Below are 15,691 nucleotides of genomic sequence, written 5' to 3'. Positions count from 1 at the left end.
TCCCTTTCCCACGAACGCCTTCCTCACCGCCGCCTGTCGTGCGAGTCGCATCGCTGCGCCGCGCGAGTATCTCCCACGCCGGTCACGATGTGAGCACGGCGTGCGAGCGCCGGCGACCGCGCGGCACGGACACCGCGCCGTGTGGGAGGGAGACGCACATGGACCACGCCGAAGCCGTCCGGATGTTCTTCGCACCGGCCCCCGACGCGACCATGATCCCCGCCCCGGTCACCGACGCCGCCCCGGCCCGATCGCTGCGCGACGCGCTGGAACCGATCGCGATGCACGACGTCTGGTCCAGCCGGGTCGGGGACGCGCTCGCCGCGCACGGCCACGACTTCTTCTCCGGCTACGTCACCGGCCGCGGCGGCCCGTTCGGCGAGGACGCCCCGCCGGAGCTGATCGCCGCCACGTTCGCGGTCTTCGAACCGGACTTCGTCGGTAGCACCTGGACCCGGGGACGCGCCCTGCTGCCGCTCGAGCCGTTCCAGGCCTTGCGCGACATGGAGACCACCGCGAGCCTGCGCGAGGTCCTGGGCGCCGACGCCGACGACCCGGCCATCGCCCACACCGCCGACGTGCTCGAGGAGGCCGTCGACGCCGTGTCCGGTGCCGGACGGCCGCTGTTCTCGGCGCTGCGCGCGCGGCCCCGGCCCGCCGACCCGGTCGGCCGGCTGTGGCGGGCCTGCGACCTGGTCCGCGAGCACCGCGGCGACGGGCACGTCGCGGCCTGTGTCGCCGCCGGGCTGGACCCGGTACGGATGGGGATCCTCGCCGAGCTCTGGGTCGGCTACCCGATCGGCGAGTACTCCGGCACCCGCGCGTGGCCGCAGGAGGCCGCGGCCGCGGGTGCCCGCAGCCTGGCCGACGACGGCCTGATCACCACCGCCGGCCCGGACGCCGCGCTCACCGCAGCCGGCCGCGCGTTCCGGGACGGGATCGAGGCCGCCACCGACGCGTCCCAGGACGCTCTGGTCGAGGCGCTCGGCACGGACCTGGAGCCGGTCACCGAGCGGCTGGCCGGCTGGTCGGCCCGGTGCGTCGAGGCGGGCGCGTTCCCGCCCGACGCCCGCAAGCGGGCCGCGGGCTGACCCGCGGTCTCAGGACCCTCCGCGCGCCATCGGCAGGTGCGGGATGCCGTCCTCCATGAACCGCTCGCCGGAGACGGCGAACCCGTGCCGCTCGTAGAACGCCACCTGCTGCTCCTGGGCGTCGAGCACGCAGCGCCCGGAGCCCACCTCGGCCAGCGCCGCCGCCATCAGCCGTCCGCCCAGACCGTGGCCGCGTGCGGGGAGCCGGGTGCAGACCCGCCCGATCCGGTACCCACCGTCGGGCTCCTTGAGCAGCCGGAGCGTGCCGAGGACCTCGGCGTCCGGACCCGCGAGCCAGTAGTGCCGGGTCCGGGCCTCGAGGTCCCGCCCGTCGAGCTCGGGGTAGGGGCAGTCCTGCTCGACGACGAAGACGTCGACGCGCAGCCGGATCAGCTCGTAGAGGGTGGCGGTGTCGAGATCGGAGGCCCAGCTGCGACGCACCGTCGCGCCCGGGGTGTGCACGGTCATGCACCGTGGGTACCAGAGCGTCTCCCGCGGCCGGTAGCGGTTAGCGTGGAGAGGTGGCCCACCATGATCTGGTCGTCATCGGCACCGGCTCCGGCAACACGTTCCTCGACGAACGGTTCGCCGGGCTGGACGTCGCGCTCGTCGAACACGGGGTGTTCGGCGGGACCTGCCTGAACGTCGGCTGCATCCCGACCAAGATGTACGTCTACGCCGCCGACGTCGCCGAGCTGGTGCACCGCGCCTCCACCTACGGCGTCGACGCCTCCGTCGACAAGATCCGCTGGACCGACATCCGGGACCGGGTGTTCGGCCGGATCGACCCGATCTCCGCCGGGGGCCGGGAGTACCGGGTCGAGCGCAGCCCGAACGTCACCGTCTACTTCGGGCACGCCCGGTTCACCGGCGAGCGCGAGGTCGCGGTGGAGCGCACCGACGGGTCGGGCTCCGACACGATCACCGCGGACCGGGTCGTCGTCGCGGCCGGTGGGCGCCCGTCGATCCCCTCGGTCGTCGCCGCGTCGGGCGTGCCGTTCGAGACCTCGGACACCGTGATGCGCGTCGAGGCCGTCCCGCGCCGGCTGGCGATCCTCGGCGGCGGCTACATCGCCGCCGAGTTCGCGCACGTGTTCTCCGCGCTCGGCGCCGAGGTGACGGTGATCTGCCGCAGCCCCCGGCTGCTGCGCCACCTCGACGACACGATCTCCGACCGCTTCACCGAGCTCGCCTCGGCCCGCTGGGACACCCGGCTGAGCCGGCTGGTCACCGGCCTGTCCGGGGACGGCTCGGGCGGCGACGGCGAGGTGCGGCTGACCCTCGACGACGGCAGCGAGGTCGTCGCCGACACCCTGCTCGTCGCGACCGGGCGGACCCCCAACGGGGACCGGATGGACCTCGACGCCGCCGGGATCACCGTGCACGCCGACGGTCGCCTCGCCGTCGACGAGTACCAGCGCAGCGTCTCCGCCGAGGGCGTCTGGGCGCTGGGTGACGTCAGCTCCCCGCACCAGCTCAAGCACGTCGCCAACCACGAGGCGAAGATCGTCGGGCACAACCTGGCCCACCCCGACGACCTGCGCGCGACCGACCACGCGTTCGTCCCCGCCGCGGTGTTCACCGACCCGCAGATCGCCTCGGTCGGGATGACCGAGACCGAGGCCCGCGCCGCGGGGCTGGACATCACGGTGAAGGTGCAGAACGTCGGCGACGTCGCCTACGGCTGGGCGATGGAGGACACCACCGGGCTGTGCAAGATCATCGCCGAGAAGGGCACCGGGCGGCTGCTCGGGGCGCACCTGATCGGCCCGCAGGCCTCCACGCTGATCCAGCCGCTGATCCAGGCCATGGCGTTCGGGCTGGACGCCCGGTCGATGGCGACCGGGCAGTACTGGATCCACCCGGCGCTGCCCGAGGTCGTGGAGAACGCGCTGCTCGGCCTGGAGATCTAGCCGACGAGTACGACGTCGACGTCCAGGGCCCGGTAGGTGCCCAGAGCACGTCGATCCCGCGTGACCAGCGGAACCGCCGCGTGCGCGGCCGCCGCGCCGACGAGCGCGTCGTAGACCGATCCACCGCTGATACCGAGGTCCGGCAGCCGTCGCAGGAGGTCGTCCGTAGTAGCCCCGTCGAGGTACGTGGTGTGCGGGAAATTGCGTCGGATCAGGGTCCCGACGGCCGACGCGGTTCGTCGACCGGGCGCGGGCAGCCGGGTGAGTACCGAGTACGTCTCGAACGCGGCATGGCCGGCGAGACCGATCCGGCGGCCCTCGACGACGGCACGGCAGGCCGGGCGGGCCTCGTGATCGGCGGTGCTCAGCGCGACCGCGACGCTCGTGTCGACCAGGAATTCGGGATCAGCGCTGGTCGGCATCGCGGAGCCGCTGCACGTCCTCGTCGGTCACCGGGTTGCCGGTCGGCGGGACCAGGAGCCAGCCGTCCTCCTCGACGAGCGCGTCATCGGCCGCTGGACGCACCCGCAGGTCCGCTCCGTCCGCTTCGACATCGACCTCACCGGGAGACAGGCCGAGCCGGTCCCGGAGCTGCTTCGGAATGACCAGCCGCCCGGCGCTGTCGATGGTGGCCTTCATGCCACGACGCTACCAGCGCCGTGGCATCACGAGAACCATCAGCTCGCCGGGCGCTCGGCGAGCCCGTCCCCGGTGCCGGCGACCCGACCCCCCGGTGACCCCGGCGACTCGGACCCCAGCGCCGGGGCCTCCGGGTCGAACGGCACGGCAGGACGGGCCTCGCCGCGCATCTCCTCGAGCAGGCCCGTCACCGCGTCCATGATCTTCTTCGTGGCCGCGTCCAGGGTCGTCCGGGTCAGCGGCTTGCCCGCGAACTCGGACAGGTCCACCGGCGGGCCGAGCACGATCCCGACCCGGCGACGCGGGAACAGCCGCGGCTTGCCCTCGGCGGGGAGCACGTCCTGGGTGCCCCAGTTCGCCAGCGGGATCACCGGGGCGCCGCTGCGGAGCGCGATCCGGGCGACGCCGTTCTTCGGGCGCATCGGCCAGCCGTCCGGGTCGGCGGTGTAGGTGCCCTCCGGGTAGACCGCGACGATCTCGCCGCGCTCGAGCGCGTCGATGGCCCCGGTGAAGGACTCCGCGGCCCGCTTGGACGCCCGGTAGACCGGGACGTGCCCCCCGCCGCCGAGCACCCACCTCACGACCGGGACGCCCCACAGCTCGGACTTGGCCATGAACCGCGGGATCCGGCCGTGCGTGGTCGCGAACGCGATGTCGAAGATCGGGTCGGAGAACGACACATGGTTGCCGACCAGCAGCGCACCCCCGGTGCGCGGGAGGTGCTCGCCGCCGCGCCAGCCCAGCCGGGTCCCCCACAGCACGAACGGCCAGATCACCGCGATCGCCAGGCCGAACCAGAAGCCCGACCCGCTCCGCCGGCGTCGCAGCGTCGCCGCGATCCGCTGCCGCACCGTCAGCTCCGGTGGCATCCCCGTCTGCTGAGCCGCCATCTCCTGGCCCTCCTGTTCCCCGGCCGTTCGCGTCCGCGTCGGCCCGCCGCGTCCGGTTCGTCCGGATCGGCCGCTGTCCTGCTCACATTGTCGTCTCCCGCCGGTGGCCGGATTCCCCGGGCCGGGTGATGATCCGACGGTGTAGGCGACGTCGGAGGCCATCGTCCACGCCGTCCGGCTCCGCGGCGTCGGTGCTCCTACGCATCGTCACCGCGTACCGGCGCGACCCGTATCCCACTCACCCGGAGGTGTCCGGTCCACCCGTCGCCAGGGTGGCGCCCGTCCCGCCCGGCCGGGCTGTGACACCCGTCCCACGAGCCCACCCGGGACGGGCATGTCCGACGAATGTCGAGAAGAGACGTCCACTCCGGTGCTGTCCGCACCGGCGCAGAAGGAGGTGCCCCGTGGCCGACCCCGCCCCGTGGCTCGAGCCCGCGGGAACGCCCCCGCCGGAACCGGCCGGTGTCGTCCTGCTGGCGCACGGCGGCAAGGCCCACTCGCCGGCTCCGGCGCGCCGCGGGCTCGCCTACTGGCGGATGCGCCCGTTCGCCCACGACCTCGAGCGGGCCGGCCGGGGGCACGTGACCGAGCGGGGCCGCGGGGTCGCGGTGTACCTGCTGCGGTACCGGGTCAAGGGCTGGAACGGCGCCGCGATGGACGCGCTCGCCGACGTCGAGTGGGCCCTCGCCGAGCTGGCCCGCCGGCACCCCGGAGGCCCGGTGGTACTCGTCGGGCACTCGATGGGCGGGCGGGCCGTGCTGCGCGCGGCCGGCGGCCCGGGCGTCGTCGCGGTGTGCGGGCTGGCCCCCTGGCTGGACGGCACCGACCCGGTCGGCCAGCTGGCCGGCCGGGGCGTGCTCATCGCGCACGGCGACCGGGAGCGGATGACCGACCCCGCGGCGTCGTTCGCCTACGCGGTGCGGGCCCGGGAGGTCACCGACCGGGTGGCGCGGTTCGACGTCCTCGGCGACGGTCACGCGATGCTCCGTCGGGCCGCCGACTGGACGGACCTGGTGCGCCGCTTCGTCCTCGGCGAGCTCGGCGCCGAACCCCCGGACCCCATGGTCACGAACGCCATGCGAGAGCCCGCGCCCGACGGGTTGCGGGTGGCCCTGCGGGGCCCGGCAGTACAGGAGAACCGATGACCGACCGGCCGACCGTCGCGGTGGTGGGCAGCGGGGTGTCCGGCCTGACCGCCGCGTACCTGCTCTCCCGCGCCTGTGACGTGACCCTCTACGAGGCCGACGACCGGCCCGGCGGGCACGCCCACACCCACGAGCTGGTGGCCTCCGACGGCGGCACCACCCGGGTCGACACCGGCTTCATCGTGCACAACGACCGCACCTACCCGAGCCTGCTGCGACTGTTCGGGGAGCTGGGCGTGGCCACCCAGGACTCCGACATGTCGATGTCGGTCCGGTGCGACGGCTGCGGGCTGGAGTACGCGGGCGCCCGCAAGCTCGGCGGGCTGTTCCCCCGGGCGTCGAACGCGGTGCGGCCGCAGTACCTGCGGATGCTCGGCGAGGTGGTCCGGTTCCACCGGCACGCGCGCCGGGTGCTGTCCGAACCGGACGCCGGGGACGTCACGCTCGGCGCGTTCCTCGCGATCGGCGGCTACTCGCGCTACTTCGTCGAGCACTTCATGATCCCGGTGGTGTCCTGCGTGTGGTCGTCGGGCTCGGGCGTCTCGACCGACTACCCGGCCCGCTACCTGTTCACCTTCCTCGACCACCACGGGATGCTCGGGATCGGCGGCTCGCCGCAGTGGCGCACCGTCACCGGCGGTTCACGGACCTACGTGGACCAGATCGTCAAGCAGATCCCGGCGGTGCGGACCGCGACACCGGTGCGGTCGGTGCTGCGCACCCCGGCGGGCGTCGAGGTCCGCGACGACGCCGACACCGTCGCCGGCTACGACCGGATCGTGCTCGCGACGCACCCGGACCAGGCGTTGGGCATGCTCGCCGACGCCTCCGACTCCGAGCAGGACGTGCTGGGCGCGTTCACCTACTCGCGCAACGAGACCTGGCTGCACCACGACACGTCGCTGCTGCCCCGCTCGCGCGGCGCGCGGGCGTCGTGGAACTACCTCAAGCCCACCTGCTCGTCCACATCGGACACACCGGTGCTGGTCAGCTACGACATGAACCGGCTGATGCGGCTCACCGACCCGGACCCGTGGGTGGTCACGCTGAACGGCTCCGGGCGGGTGGAACCGGACGCCGTCGTCGCCCGGATGTCCTACGAGCACCCGATCTACACGCCCACCTCGGTCGCCGCGCAGCGGCGGCTGCCGGAGCTGAACACCCCGGTCACCGCCTACGCCGGCGCCTACCACGGCTGGGGCTTCCACGAGGACGGCTGCGCATCGGGGGTCCGGGCGGCCGCTGCGCTGGGGGTGTCCTGGTGACAGCCGTCTACGACGCCGAGGTGCGGCACGCCCGCCGGCGCGACCTGGCGACGTCGTTCGCGCACCGGATCCACCTGTGGCTGGTCGACCTCGACGCGCTGCCGGACCTGCCTGCCTGGCTGCGGCCGTTCGCCCGCTTCTCCGCGCGCGACCACCTGGGCGACCCGGCGCGCACGATCCGGGAGAACGTCGACGCCTTCCTCGCCGCGCACGGCGTCGACCTCGGCGGCGGGCGGGTGCTGATGCTCGCCCACCCCCGCACGCTCGGCCACGTGTTCAACCCGATCTCGGTGTTCTGGTGCCACCACCGGGACGGGACGCTCGCCTGCGTCGTCGCGGAGGTGCACAACACCTACGGGCAGCGGCACTGCTACCTGCTGCACCCGGACGACTCCGGCCGCGCGAGTACGGAGAAGCAGTTCTACGTGTCGCCGTTCCTCACCGTCGACGGGCACTACACGATGTCGCTGCCGGTCCCCGGCGAGCGGCTCGGGATCACGATCACCCTGCACCAGGACGGCGCGCCCGCGCTGGTCGCGACGCTGACCGGCACCCGGCGGCCGACCGGGACGCGGGAGGTCGTGCGGACCCTGCTGCGCGACCCGCTGGTCACCCGGCGTACGTCGGCGCTGATCCGCCGGCACGGCATCGCGCTCTGGCTGCGCCGACTGCCCGTCGTGCGCCGCCCGGCCCGTCCCCCGCAGGACCAGACCACCCAGCTCGACCACACGGACGCACCGTCCCAGGAAGGGGTCACGCGATGACCACGCAGCAGGACCTGCCCCGCGGCACCGGCACCCCGGATCCGGTCACCCCGGGGCGGGCGCCGCGACGCCGCTCCCGCGCGGTGCCGCGGCCGAACGAGGGCGTCTGGCCAGGGCTCGCGACCCCGCCGGCCGCACCGGTGAAGGCGCGCATCGCCGAGACCCTGTTCCGCAACGCCGTGCGCACCCTGCCGGTGCGGATCGTGTTCCCGGGCGGCGAGCGGATCGGCTCCGGCGGGCCGGACTCCCCGGTGATGCGGATCGAGCGGCCCGGCGCGTTCTTCGCCCGGCTCGGCGCCGACTCCAAGATCGGGTTCGGCGAGTCCTACATGGTCGGGGACTGGACCACGACCGACCTGGCCGGACTGCTCACCCCGTTCGCCGCACGACTGTCCACTCTGGTCCCACCGGCGCTGCAGCGGATCGGCCGGCGCTTCGCCGAGGCCCGCCAGCCCGCCGCGGAGGTCAACTCGCTGGAGGGGTCGCGGGAGAACATCCACCGGCACTACGACCTGTCCAACGAGCTGTTCGCGCTGTTCCTCGACGAGACCATGTCGTACTCGTCGGGCTGGTTCGCCGACGGCAGCGACGACCTGGTCCTCGCCCAGGAACGCAAGATCGACGGCATCCTGGACATGGCCGGGGTGCGCGAGGGCATGCACGTCTGCGAGATCGGCACCGGCTGGGGCGGGCTCGCCACCCGCGCCGCGCAGCGCGGCGCCCGGGTCACCACGCTGACGATCTCCCAGGAACAGAAGGACCTCGCCGAACGGCGGCTGGCCGAGGCCGGCGTCGCCGACCGGGTGCAGGTCCTGCTGCGCGACTACCGCGAGGCCCGGGGTTCCTACGACGCCGTGGTGAGCGTCGAGATGATCGAGGCCGTCGGCGTCGCCTACTGGCCGACCTACTTCGCCGCGCTGGACCGGCTGCTCGCCCCCGGCGGCCGGGCCGGGCTGCAGTCGATCACCATGCCGCACGACCGGATGGTCGTGTCCCAGAAGGACTACACCTGGATCCACAAGTACGTCTTCCCCGGCGGGATCATCCCCTCGGTCACCTCGATCGAGCAGAACCTCGCCGCCGACACCGGGCTGCGCATCACCGAGCGGCGCAGCCTCGGGCCGGACTACGCCCGCACCCTGGCCCACTGGCGGGCCCGCTTCACCGACCGCTGGAGCGAGGTCGAGGCCCTGGGCTTCGACGAGACCTTCCGGCGGATGTGGGAGTTCTACCTGGGCTACTGCGAGGCCGGGTTCCGGGTGGGCTACCTCGACGTCCACCAGTTCGCGCTGGCGCGCCCGTGAGCGCCGCGCACCGCCTCGCGTCGTTGCTGGAGGACGTCCTCGGCGCCCCGCTGCCGGTGCGGCTGCGGGCCTGGGACGGCAGCGAGGCCGGGAAGTCCCCCACGCCCGACGACCCGCACCCGCCGACGGTGATCGTGCACCGCCGCCGGGCGCTGCGACGGCTGCTGTGGTCGCCCGGCGAGCTCGGGCTGGCCCGCGCGTTCGTCGCCGGGGACCTGTCGGTGGACGGCGACGTCGCCGACGGGCTGTCCCGGTTCTGGGCGCTGGCGCGAGCCCGCTCCGGGACCGGCGGGCGTGCGGTGCGGCTCGGGCCGCGGCAGAAACTGCGGGCGCTGGGCACCGCGGTCCGGCTCGGCGCCGTCGGCCCGCCCCCGCGCCCACCGGCGTCGGAGGCGCGGCTCGGCGGGCGGCTGCACAGCCGTCGCCGGGACCGGGACGCGATCAGCCACCACTACGACCTGTCCAACGAGTTCTACGCGTTCCTGCTCGACCCGCGGATGGCGTACTCCTGTGGCTACTGGACGCGGGACGAGGGGCCCGGCTACGGCCTCGCCGAGGCCCAGCGGGACAAGCTGGACCTGATCTGCCGCAAGCTCGGGCTGGCGCCGGGGATGCGGCTGCTCGACGTCGGCTGCGGCTGGGCGTCGCTGCTCGTGCACGCCGCCGAGCACTACGGCGTGCACGCGACCGGGGTGACGCTGTCCGCCCAGCAGCGCGAGTACGGCCTCGAGCGGGTCCGGCGGGCCGGTCTGACCGGCCGGGTGGAGATCCGGCTGCAGGACTACCGCGAGATCGACGACCAGCCGTTCGACGCGGTCTCCTCGATCGAGATGGGCGAGCACGTCGGGCAGGACAACTACCCGGTCTACGCCGCGCAGCTGCACCGCCTGCTGCGCCCGCACGGGCGGCTGCTGCTGCAGCAGATGTCCCGCGGCACGGCGGGCGCGAACACCGCGCCGGGCGGCGGGGCGTTCATGGAGGCCTACGTCGCGCCGGACATGTACATGCGCCCGCTCGGCGAGACGCTCGGGTTCCTGGAACGCGCCGGGCACGAGATCGTCGACGTGCACTCGTTGCGCGAGCACTACGTCTGGACGGTCCGGCCCTGGCTGGACACGCTGCAGCAACACCGGGACACCGCGATCCGGATGATCGGTGAGGAGCAGTGGCGGATCTGGCTGCTCTACCTCGCCGGCGCCGCGCTGGCGTTCGAGGAGAACCGGATGGGCGTGCACCAGATCCTGGCGGTCCGTCCCGGGACCGACGGGGCGTCCGGGCTCCCGCGCAGCCGTAGCGGGATCCTGGGACGGGACCCCGCGCTCCCGGGCCCGGCTCCCGACTCCGCACCGGAGACCGCGGCGGCGCCGTGATTCCCTTCCCCTGGGCGGCGTGGGCGGTGAACCTCGGCGTCACCGCGGTCGCCGTGGCCCTGCTGATGGCGGCCGCGCTGGCGATCGGCGTGCGCCGGGGCCGACACGACGGCGTCGACGTCGTCTGGGGTCTCGGGTTCGTCGTGATCGCGCTGGTGAGCGTCTCGACGGCGGCCCGGTTCGACCCCTCCGGCGAGGCGTGGCGGCGCTGGCTGGTCGTCGCGCTGGTCGCGCTGTGGGGGTTGCGGCTGGCCTGGCACGTCGAGCGCCGCAACCGTGGGCGCCCCGAGGACCGGCGCTACGCGGCGCTGCTCGCGAAGGCACCCGGCAGCCCGGTCGCCTACGCCGCGCGGACGGTCTACCTCACGCAGGGCGCGGTCATGTGGGTCGTCTCGCTGCCCGTGCAGCTGGCGATGTACGGCAGCGCCGCGACCTGGTGGGGATACCTGGTCACGGCGCTCGGGGTGCTGGTGTGGGCGGCCGGGTTCACGTTCGAGTCGGTCGGCGACGCCCAGCTGGCCCGCTTCACCGCCGACCCGGCGAACCGGGGCCGGGTGATGGACCAGGGGCTGTGGCGGTTCACCCGGCACCCGAACTACTTCGGCGACGCCTGCGTGTGGTGGGGGCTCGGGTTGCTCGCCCTGCACCGGCCGGCCGGCCTGATCGGGCTCGTCGGCGTCGCGGTGATCACGATCAACCTGGTCCGGGGCACCGGCGCCGCGCTCCTGGAGCGCGACATCACCGACCGCCGCCCCGGCTACGCCGACTACGTGCACCGCACGAGCGGGTTCCTTCCCCGGCCACCGCGCACGGGCGCATGACCGTGATCGAACCGGGTACCCGTCGTCGCACGAACACCGTCCGACACACGGTTCCGCCCCCGAGGAGAGATCATGCCCGTCGGTGACGTCGTTCCCGACTTCGAGCTGCCGGACGAGACCGGTACCCCGCGCACGCTCTCGGGCCTGCTGACCGACGGCCCGGTCGTCCTGTTCTTCTACCCGGCCGCGATGAGCGGTGGGTGCACCCAGGAGGCCTGCCACTTCCGCGACCTGCGGTCCGAGTTCGCCGAGCTGGGTGCCCAGCCGGTCGGGATCTCCAGCGACCCGTCCGACAAGCAGGGCATGTTCGTCGCCGCGAACGCGCTGCCGTTCCCGCTGCTGTCCGACACCGAGCACGCGGTCGCCAAGGCGTTCGGGGCCTGGCGGTCGTGGCTGCCCGGCAACTTCCACACCCGTCGCCGGACCTACGTCATCGGCACCGACCGGTCGATCCTGGCCGAGATCGGCTCGGAGACGGCGATGACCAGGCACGCCGACGACGCGCTGGCCGCCCTGCGGCGTGCCCGCGCGGCCTGAGGCTCGAGGCCTGAGAACGCCACCGCGGCGTCCGGGCACGCCGCGTGGCGCCCCGCGCGACGGGTGCCACGCGGTGTCCCGGGGCGCCACGGGCCTGTTCAGGGCAGGGTGAGGATCTCCGCGCCGTCGTCGGTGACGACGAGGGTGTGCTCGAACTGCGCCACCCAGGACCTGTCCTTCGTGACGACGGTCCAGCCGTCGTCCCAGGTGTCGTGCTCGATCCCACCGAGGGTGATCATCGGCTCGATGGTGAAGGTCATCCCGGGCTCGATCACCGTGTGCACGTCGGGCTGGTCGTAGTGCAGCACGACGAGCCCGGAGTGGAACTCGTGGGCGATCCCGTGCCCGGTGAAGTCGCGGACCACGCCGTAGCCGAACCGCTTGGCGTAGGACTCGATGACCCGGCCCACCACGTTGAGCTCGCGGCCCGGACGGACCGCCTTGATGGCTCGCATCGTCGCCTCGCGGGTCCGGTCCACCAGCAGCCGGGCCTCCTCCGACACGTCGCCGGCGAGGAACGTGGCGTTCGTGTCGCCGTGCACACCGCCGACGAAAGCGGTGACGTCGACGTTGACCACGTCGCCGTCGTCGATCACCGTGCTGTCCGGGATCCCGTGGCAGATCACCTCGTTGAGGCTGGTGCAGCAGGACTTCGGGAACCCGCGGTAGCCCAGGGTCGACGGGTAGGCGTCGTGGTCGACCAGGAACTCGTGCAGGACGCGGTCGACCTCGTCGGTGGTGATCCCGGGCCGCACGGTCTCCCCGGCCAGTCGCAGCGCCTGCGCGGCGATCCTCCCGGCGTGGCGCATGGCCTCGATGGTCTCGGGGGTCTGCACGTCACCGGCGCGGCTGCGCGCGGGAGCGGGCTTGCCGACGTACTCCGGGCGCGGGATGTGCGCGGGCACCCCGCGGATCGGGGACTGGGTGCCGGGGACGAGCAACGTGCGGGTGGCCATGGCCTCCATGGTAAGCCCGCCGCGCGGGCGCCTCAGCCCGTCGTGGTCTCGTGCGGTGCGCGACGGCGGCCGACCACGGCGGACAGGCCGCGCCAGCCGAGCAGCAGCACCGCGAGCGCGATCACCGCGACGACCGCGAACGACAGCGGCAGCCGGCCCAGGAACGCGAAGCGCAGCAGGAACCCGATGCCCGCGGTGCACGCCAGCACGATCGCCCCGGCCCACAGCGACACCGGCTGGGACCGGACCCACGGCGTCGCCCACGCGGCGCACGCGCCCACCGCGAACGGCAGCGCGGTGCCGAGCAGCCCGGCGATGCCGCCCGGCTCGGCGTGGTTCATCCGGCCGATTGCGGCGAACACGACGACGGCGATCACGTCGGCCGCCAGCGCGAGGGCGGGGATGCGGCGCGGATCCACGGCGACCAGGGTAGGCGGCGAGGCAAGGGCCGACCCGCCGGATGCGACCCGCGTCTCCCCCTCGGTGCGACGGGCGGCACCCGGCCGGGCGTGATGATCCGTCTCCGTGGAACCCGGCCGGCAGCGCAGTGGCACCCGGAATCCGCCGAGAAGGATCACCCGCCGGACACGCCGCCCAGGAACCGGGCGGTCATCTCCACCGCGGGCTTGGAGGACCCGCCGTCGACGATCAGCGTGGCGAACGCCAGGTCGCCGCGGTAGCCGGTGAACCAGCCGTGCGAGCGGTTGCTGCCGTCCGGGCCCGCGTACTCGGCGGTGCCGGTCTTGCCGAACACCTCGCCCTGCCCGTTCGCGGCGGTCGCGGTGCCCCCGGTGACCACGGCTCGCATCATCGGCCGCAGCTGCTCGAGCAGCGCCGGGTCCGGGGTGCCGGGTGCGACGGTCGGTTCCGTCGGCCGGCCGCGGATCAGTGTCGGCGTCACGGGCTCACCGCGGGCGACGGTCGCGGACACCATCGCCATCCCGAACGGCGAGGCCAGGACGTCGCCCTGCCCGAAGCCGTCGGAAGCGCGCTGCAGGTCGCCGTCGGCGGCGTCGACCGAGCCGGTGATCGTCGTCGCGCCGGGCATGTCCCAGTCGGCGCCGAAGCCCAGCTCGAGCCCGGCGGTGGGCAGCCCGTCCGCCGGCAGGCCGAGCGCGAGCCGGCCGAACGTGGTGTTGCAGGACTGGGCGAACGCCTCCTGCAGCGGCACGGCGCCGAGCGCGAACGAGTCCTCGTTGGGGACGGTCCGGCCCTCGATCACGGTCGTCCCGGGGCAGTCGACCTGGCTCGTCGGGGTCAGGTTCTCCCGCTGCATCGCCCCGTACGCGGTGACGATCTTGAAGGTGGAGCCCGGCGGGTAGCGGCCGGTGAGGGCCAGCGCCCCGTCCTGGTTCGCGGCGTCGTTCTGGGCGACCGCGAGCACCGCCCCGTCCGACGGCCGGATCGCGACGATCATCGCCTGCCGGGACTCGGCGTCGACGGCGGCCTGTGCAGCGTCCTGCACCCCGTGGTCCAGCTCCAGGGTGACCGGGCTGCCCGGTCCGGGCGGCGCCCCCGCGAGGGACTCCGCCTCGCCGCCGCCGGTACCGACCGCGTCGACCGACCAGCCGGGCGTCCCGCCGACCTGGTCGGAGATCGCGGGCCGGACGCCGAGCATCAGCTGGCTCGCGAAGCGCGCGTCGGACGCGAGCAGCCGGGTCGAGGACACGAAGCGGACGCCGGGCAGGTCGTAGATCCGGTCCCGGACCCGCTGGTAGTCGGGCTCGCGCAGGACGGCGACGGTGTAGGCCTGTCCCTCCGGGGTGCCGTTCGCGCCGGCGGTGATCGACTGCTGGGTGATGGCCGGGTCGATGGTGCCGAGGGCGGACCCCAGCGCGGCCGTGGTGGTGGCGAGGTCGCCCTGCCGCTTGTCGAGCGTGATGGTGACGACGGGGATCGGCGAGAGCAGGGTGCCGCCGTCGGCGTCGAGCACCGGCGCGGGTTCGGCGGAGGTCGTGCGGGTGACCGGCCGCTGCCCCTCGGCCAGGCCGGGGGCGAACGCGGCGGGCGAGAAGTCGACCGCCCAGCCGGTGTCGTTGGCCGCCGTCTCCGGCGCGGTGACCAGCGGGAGCTCCACGGTGTAGGTCCACCGCCGGCCCTCGCCGAGGTCCCAGTCGACGTCGACGGTCGACGTGGCCCGCTCCCCCTCGGTCCGGGTGCCGGTGACCCGCGCGGTCATCGCCGCCGCGGCGAGATCGCCGCGGGCACGCTCGAGGTAGGGCGTCGCCGTCCCGGGGTCGTCGGTGAGCGCTCCGGCGCCCGCGGCGTCACCGGCCGCCCACGCCGTCGCGTACCGCTCCGCGGTCGCCCCCGCGGTCTCCCACGGGCGCAGCAGCGCCACGACGACGCCGGCCGCGAGCAGGACGACGATCACGGCGGCGAGCACGAGCGGGCGGGTCCGCAGAGAGCTCAGCACGATCGTCGAGTATGCCGCCGGCGACGATCGCCGGAACGTGAGGGGGCCGCGGTCGGCCCGCACACCCGGTGTCCGCGCGCTGACCCAGCGTCCGTCCTGGGTGCGGCTCAGCCGTCGTCGGCCCCGAGCGTGTCCCGGACGGTGCGCAGCATCGTGACCAGCTCGGCGGACTGCCGTGTGGTCAGTCCGGTGGAGTCCGGCGCGTTGAACGCCTGCACGAGCGGCCACGCGCGCTCCAGGGCCGCCCGGCCGTCGTCGGTCGGCTCCAGCCCGGCCCGCCGGCCGCGTCCGCCCGGACCGTCCCGGCGGACGAGGCCCCGCTCGACGAGATCGGTCACCAGCTCGCCGACGCTCTGCGGGCGCAGCATGACGGTGCGGGCGAGCTCGGCCTGCGACGGCGACGGCGTCCCGGTGCGTTCGGCATGGACGAGCTCGGCCAGGACGCCGAACTGCGTCGCGGTCAGGCCGGCCTCGGCGAACACCCGGTGGAACCCCCGGGAGACGACGTGCGCGGTCCGCACGAGCTCCCAGAGCGGAACGTCGTCGTCTTGCATGCCGGGAGAGTATCAGGCACCTTATT

17 protein-coding genes are annotated in these 15,691 nt (G+C 74.1%); 9 read left to right on the top strand and 8 right to left on the bottom strand.

The features are described 5' to 3' along the window. Window positions 1-158 precede the first annotated feature (158 nt). Window positions 159-1,091, top strand: a complete 933-nt coding sequence (locus WIS52_RS30920; protein ID WP_349301966.1) for an SCO6745 family protein — start codon at window positions 159-161, stop codon at window positions 1,089-1,091. A 9-nt stretch (window positions 1,092-1,100) separates the two neighbouring features. Here WIS52_RS30920 and WIS52_RS30915 read toward each other — a convergent pair whose 3' ends face one another. Beyond that, window positions 1,101-1,559 carry a GNAT family N-acetyltransferase gene (locus WIS52_RS30915; protein ID WP_349301965.1) on the bottom strand — a complete coding sequence of 153 codons (459 nt, stop codon included), beginning with the start codon at window positions 1,557-1,559 and terminating at the stop codon, window positions 1,101-1,103. A 53-nt stretch (window positions 1,560-1,612) separates the two neighbouring features. On the opposite strand from WIS52_RS30915, the gene WIS52_RS30910 reads away from it, so the two are divergent. Further along, window positions 1,613-3,004 (top strand): mycothione reductase, encoded by a 1,392-nt coding sequence (locus WIS52_RS30910; RefSeq protein WP_349301964.1) that lies wholly within the window; start codon window positions 1,613-1,615, stop codon window positions 3,002-3,004. On the opposite strand, the gene WIS52_RS30905 is transcribed toward WIS52_RS30910, so the two are convergent. Genes WIS52_RS30905 through WIS52_RS30895 form a run of 3 tightly spaced genes read right to left on the bottom strand, consistent with a single transcriptional unit; the run spans window position 3,001 to window position 4,533 of the window. Next, complete coding sequence (locus WIS52_RS30905; protein WP_349301963.1) at window positions 3,001-3,426, bottom strand: type II toxin-antitoxin system VapC family toxin; 426 nt, start codon at window positions 3,424-3,426, stop codon at window positions 3,001-3,003. The genes WIS52_RS30910 and WIS52_RS30905 overlap by 4 nt on opposite strands. Continuing rightward, window positions 3,410-3,643, bottom strand: coding sequence for an AbrB/MazE/SpoVT family DNA-binding domain-containing protein (locus WIS52_RS30900; RefSeq protein WP_349301962.1), 234 nt, complete (start codon window positions 3,641-3,643; stop codon window positions 3,410-3,412). Before WIS52_RS30900 ends, WIS52_RS30905 begins: the two co-directional genes overlap by 17 nt. 38 nt (window positions 3,644-3,681) lie before the next feature. Continuing rightward, window positions 3,682-4,533 (bottom strand): lysophospholipid acyltransferase family protein, encoded by an 852-nt coding sequence (locus tag WIS52_RS30895; protein ID WP_349301961.1) that lies wholly within the window; start codon window positions 4,531-4,533, stop codon window positions 3,682-3,684. Window positions 4,534-4,937: 404 nt separating this feature from the next. On the opposite strand from WIS52_RS30895, the gene WIS52_RS30890 reads away from it, so the two are divergent. The 7 genes from WIS52_RS30890 to WIS52_RS30860 all read left to right on the top strand — a co-directional run bounded on the left by WIS52_RS30890 (window position 4,938) and on the right by WIS52_RS30860 (window position 11,739). Next, window positions 4,938-5,678, top strand: coding sequence for an alpha/beta hydrolase (locus tag WIS52_RS30890; RefSeq protein WP_349301960.1), 741 nt, complete (start codon window positions 4,938-4,940; stop codon window positions 5,676-5,678). Continuing rightward, a complete protein-coding gene (locus WIS52_RS30885) occupies window positions 5,675-6,943 on the top strand; it encodes an NAD(P)/FAD-dependent oxidoreductase (RefSeq protein ID WP_349301959.1) in 1,269 nt (422 codons plus the stop codon). Before WIS52_RS30890 ends, WIS52_RS30885 begins: the two co-directional genes overlap by 4 nt. After that, window positions 6,937-7,707: a DUF1365 domain-containing protein gene (locus tag WIS52_RS30880; RefSeq protein ID WP_349301980.1), complete on the top strand. Its 771-nt coding sequence runs from the start codon at window positions 6,937-6,939 to the stop codon at window positions 7,705-7,707. The genes WIS52_RS30885 and WIS52_RS30880 overlap by 7 nt, the downstream gene beginning before the upstream one ends. Then, a complete protein-coding gene (locus WIS52_RS30875; protein ID WP_349301958.1) occupies window positions 7,704-9,011 on the top strand; it encodes a cyclopropane-fatty-acyl-phospholipid synthase family protein in 1,308 nt (435 codons plus the stop codon). Before WIS52_RS30880 ends, WIS52_RS30875 begins: the two co-directional genes overlap by 4 nt. Further along, window positions 9,008-10,381, top strand: a complete 1,374-nt coding sequence (locus WIS52_RS30870; RefSeq protein WP_349301957.1) for a cyclopropane-fatty-acyl-phospholipid synthase family protein — start codon at window positions 9,008-9,010, stop codon at window positions 10,379-10,381. The genes WIS52_RS30875 and WIS52_RS30870 overlap by 4 nt, the downstream gene beginning before the upstream one ends. Next, window positions 10,378-11,202 (top strand): DUF1295 domain-containing protein, encoded by an 825-nt coding sequence (locus WIS52_RS30865; RefSeq protein ID WP_349301956.1) that lies wholly within the window; start codon window positions 10,378-10,380, stop codon window positions 11,200-11,202. The genes WIS52_RS30870 and WIS52_RS30865 overlap by 4 nt, the downstream gene beginning before the upstream one ends. 72 nt (window positions 11,203-11,274) lie before the next feature. Continuing rightward, a complete protein-coding gene (locus tag WIS52_RS30860; protein ID WP_349301955.1) occupies window positions 11,275-11,739 on the top strand; it encodes a peroxiredoxin in 465 nt (154 codons plus the stop codon). Window positions 11,740-11,837: 98 nt separating this feature from the next. On the opposite strand, the gene map is transcribed toward WIS52_RS30860, so the two are convergent. From map to WIS52_RS30840, 4 genes are all read right to left on the bottom strand, one after another. Further along, complete coding sequence (gene map, locus WIS52_RS30855; protein ID WP_349301954.1) at window positions 11,838-12,695, bottom strand: type I methionyl aminopeptidase; 858 nt, start codon at window positions 12,693-12,695, stop codon at window positions 11,838-11,840. A 32-nt stretch (window positions 12,696-12,727) separates the two neighbouring features. Beyond that, window positions 12,728-13,114, bottom strand: a complete 387-nt coding sequence (locus WIS52_RS30850) for a DUF3054 domain-containing protein (protein ID WP_349301953.1) — start codon at window positions 13,112-13,114, stop codon at window positions 12,728-12,730. 155 nt (window positions 13,115-13,269) lie between these two features. Further along, on the bottom strand, window positions 13,270-15,111 hold the full coding sequence (locus WIS52_RS30845) for a penicillin-binding transpeptidase domain-containing protein (RefSeq protein WP_349301952.1): 1,842 nt from the start codon (window positions 15,109-15,111) through the stop codon (window positions 13,270-13,272). A gap of 107 nt (window positions 15,112-15,218) precedes the next feature. After that, window positions 15,219-15,665 carry a MarR family winged helix-turn-helix transcriptional regulator gene (locus tag WIS52_RS30840; RefSeq protein WP_349301951.1) on the bottom strand — a complete coding sequence of 149 codons (447 nt, stop codon included), beginning with the start codon at window positions 15,663-15,665 and terminating at the stop codon, window positions 15,219-15,221. Window positions 15,666-15,691: the final 26 nt, after the last annotated feature.

The organism is Pseudonocardia nematodicida (genome assembly GCF_040105385.1).
Taxonomy (GTDB): Bacteria; Actinomycetota; Actinomycetes; order Mycobacteriales; family Pseudonocardiaceae; genus Pseudonocardia; species Pseudonocardia nematodicida.
The sequence above is the reverse complement of the archived record's forward strand: the minus strand, read 5'-3'. Positions and strand labels throughout refer to the sequence as shown.

Coding starts and splice junctions, on each gene's coding strand:
- WIS52_RS30905 (WP_349301963.1), bottom strand. CDS start 3,426: ATGCCGACCAGCGCTGATCCCGAATTCCTGGTCGACACGAGCGTCGCG.
- WIS52_RS30840 (WP_349301951.1), bottom strand. CDS start 15,665: ATGCAAGACGACGACGTTCCGCTCTGGGAGCTCGTGCGGACCGCGCAC.
- WIS52_RS30860 (WP_349301955.1), top strand. CDS start 11,275: ATGCCCGTCGGTGACGTCGTTCCCGACTTCGAGCTGCCGGACGAGACC.
- WIS52_RS30915 (WP_349301965.1), bottom strand. CDS start 1,559: ATGACCGTGCACACCCCGGGCGCGACGGTGCGTCGCAGCTGGGCCTCC.
- WIS52_RS30900 (WP_349301962.1), bottom strand. CDS start 3,643: ATGAAGGCCACCATCGACAGCGCCGGGCGGCTGGTCATTCCGAAGCAG.
- WIS52_RS30885 (WP_349301959.1), top strand. CDS start 5,675: ATGACCGACCGGCCGACCGTCGCGGTGGTGGGCAGCGGGGTGTCCGGC.
- map (WP_349301954.1), bottom strand. CDS start 12,695: ATGGCCACCCGCACGTTGCTCGTCCCCGGCACCCAGTCCCCGATCCGC.
- WIS52_RS30895 (WP_349301961.1), bottom strand. CDS start 4,533: ATGGCGGCTCAGCAGACGGGGATGCCACCGGAGCTGACGGTGCGGCAG.
- WIS52_RS30875 (WP_349301958.1), top strand. CDS start 7,704: ATGACCACGCAGCAGGACCTGCCCCGCGGCACCGGCACCCCGGATCCG.
- WIS52_RS30920 (WP_349301966.1), top strand. CDS start 159: ATGGACCACGCCGAAGCCGTCCGGATGTTCTTCGCACCGGCCCCCGAC.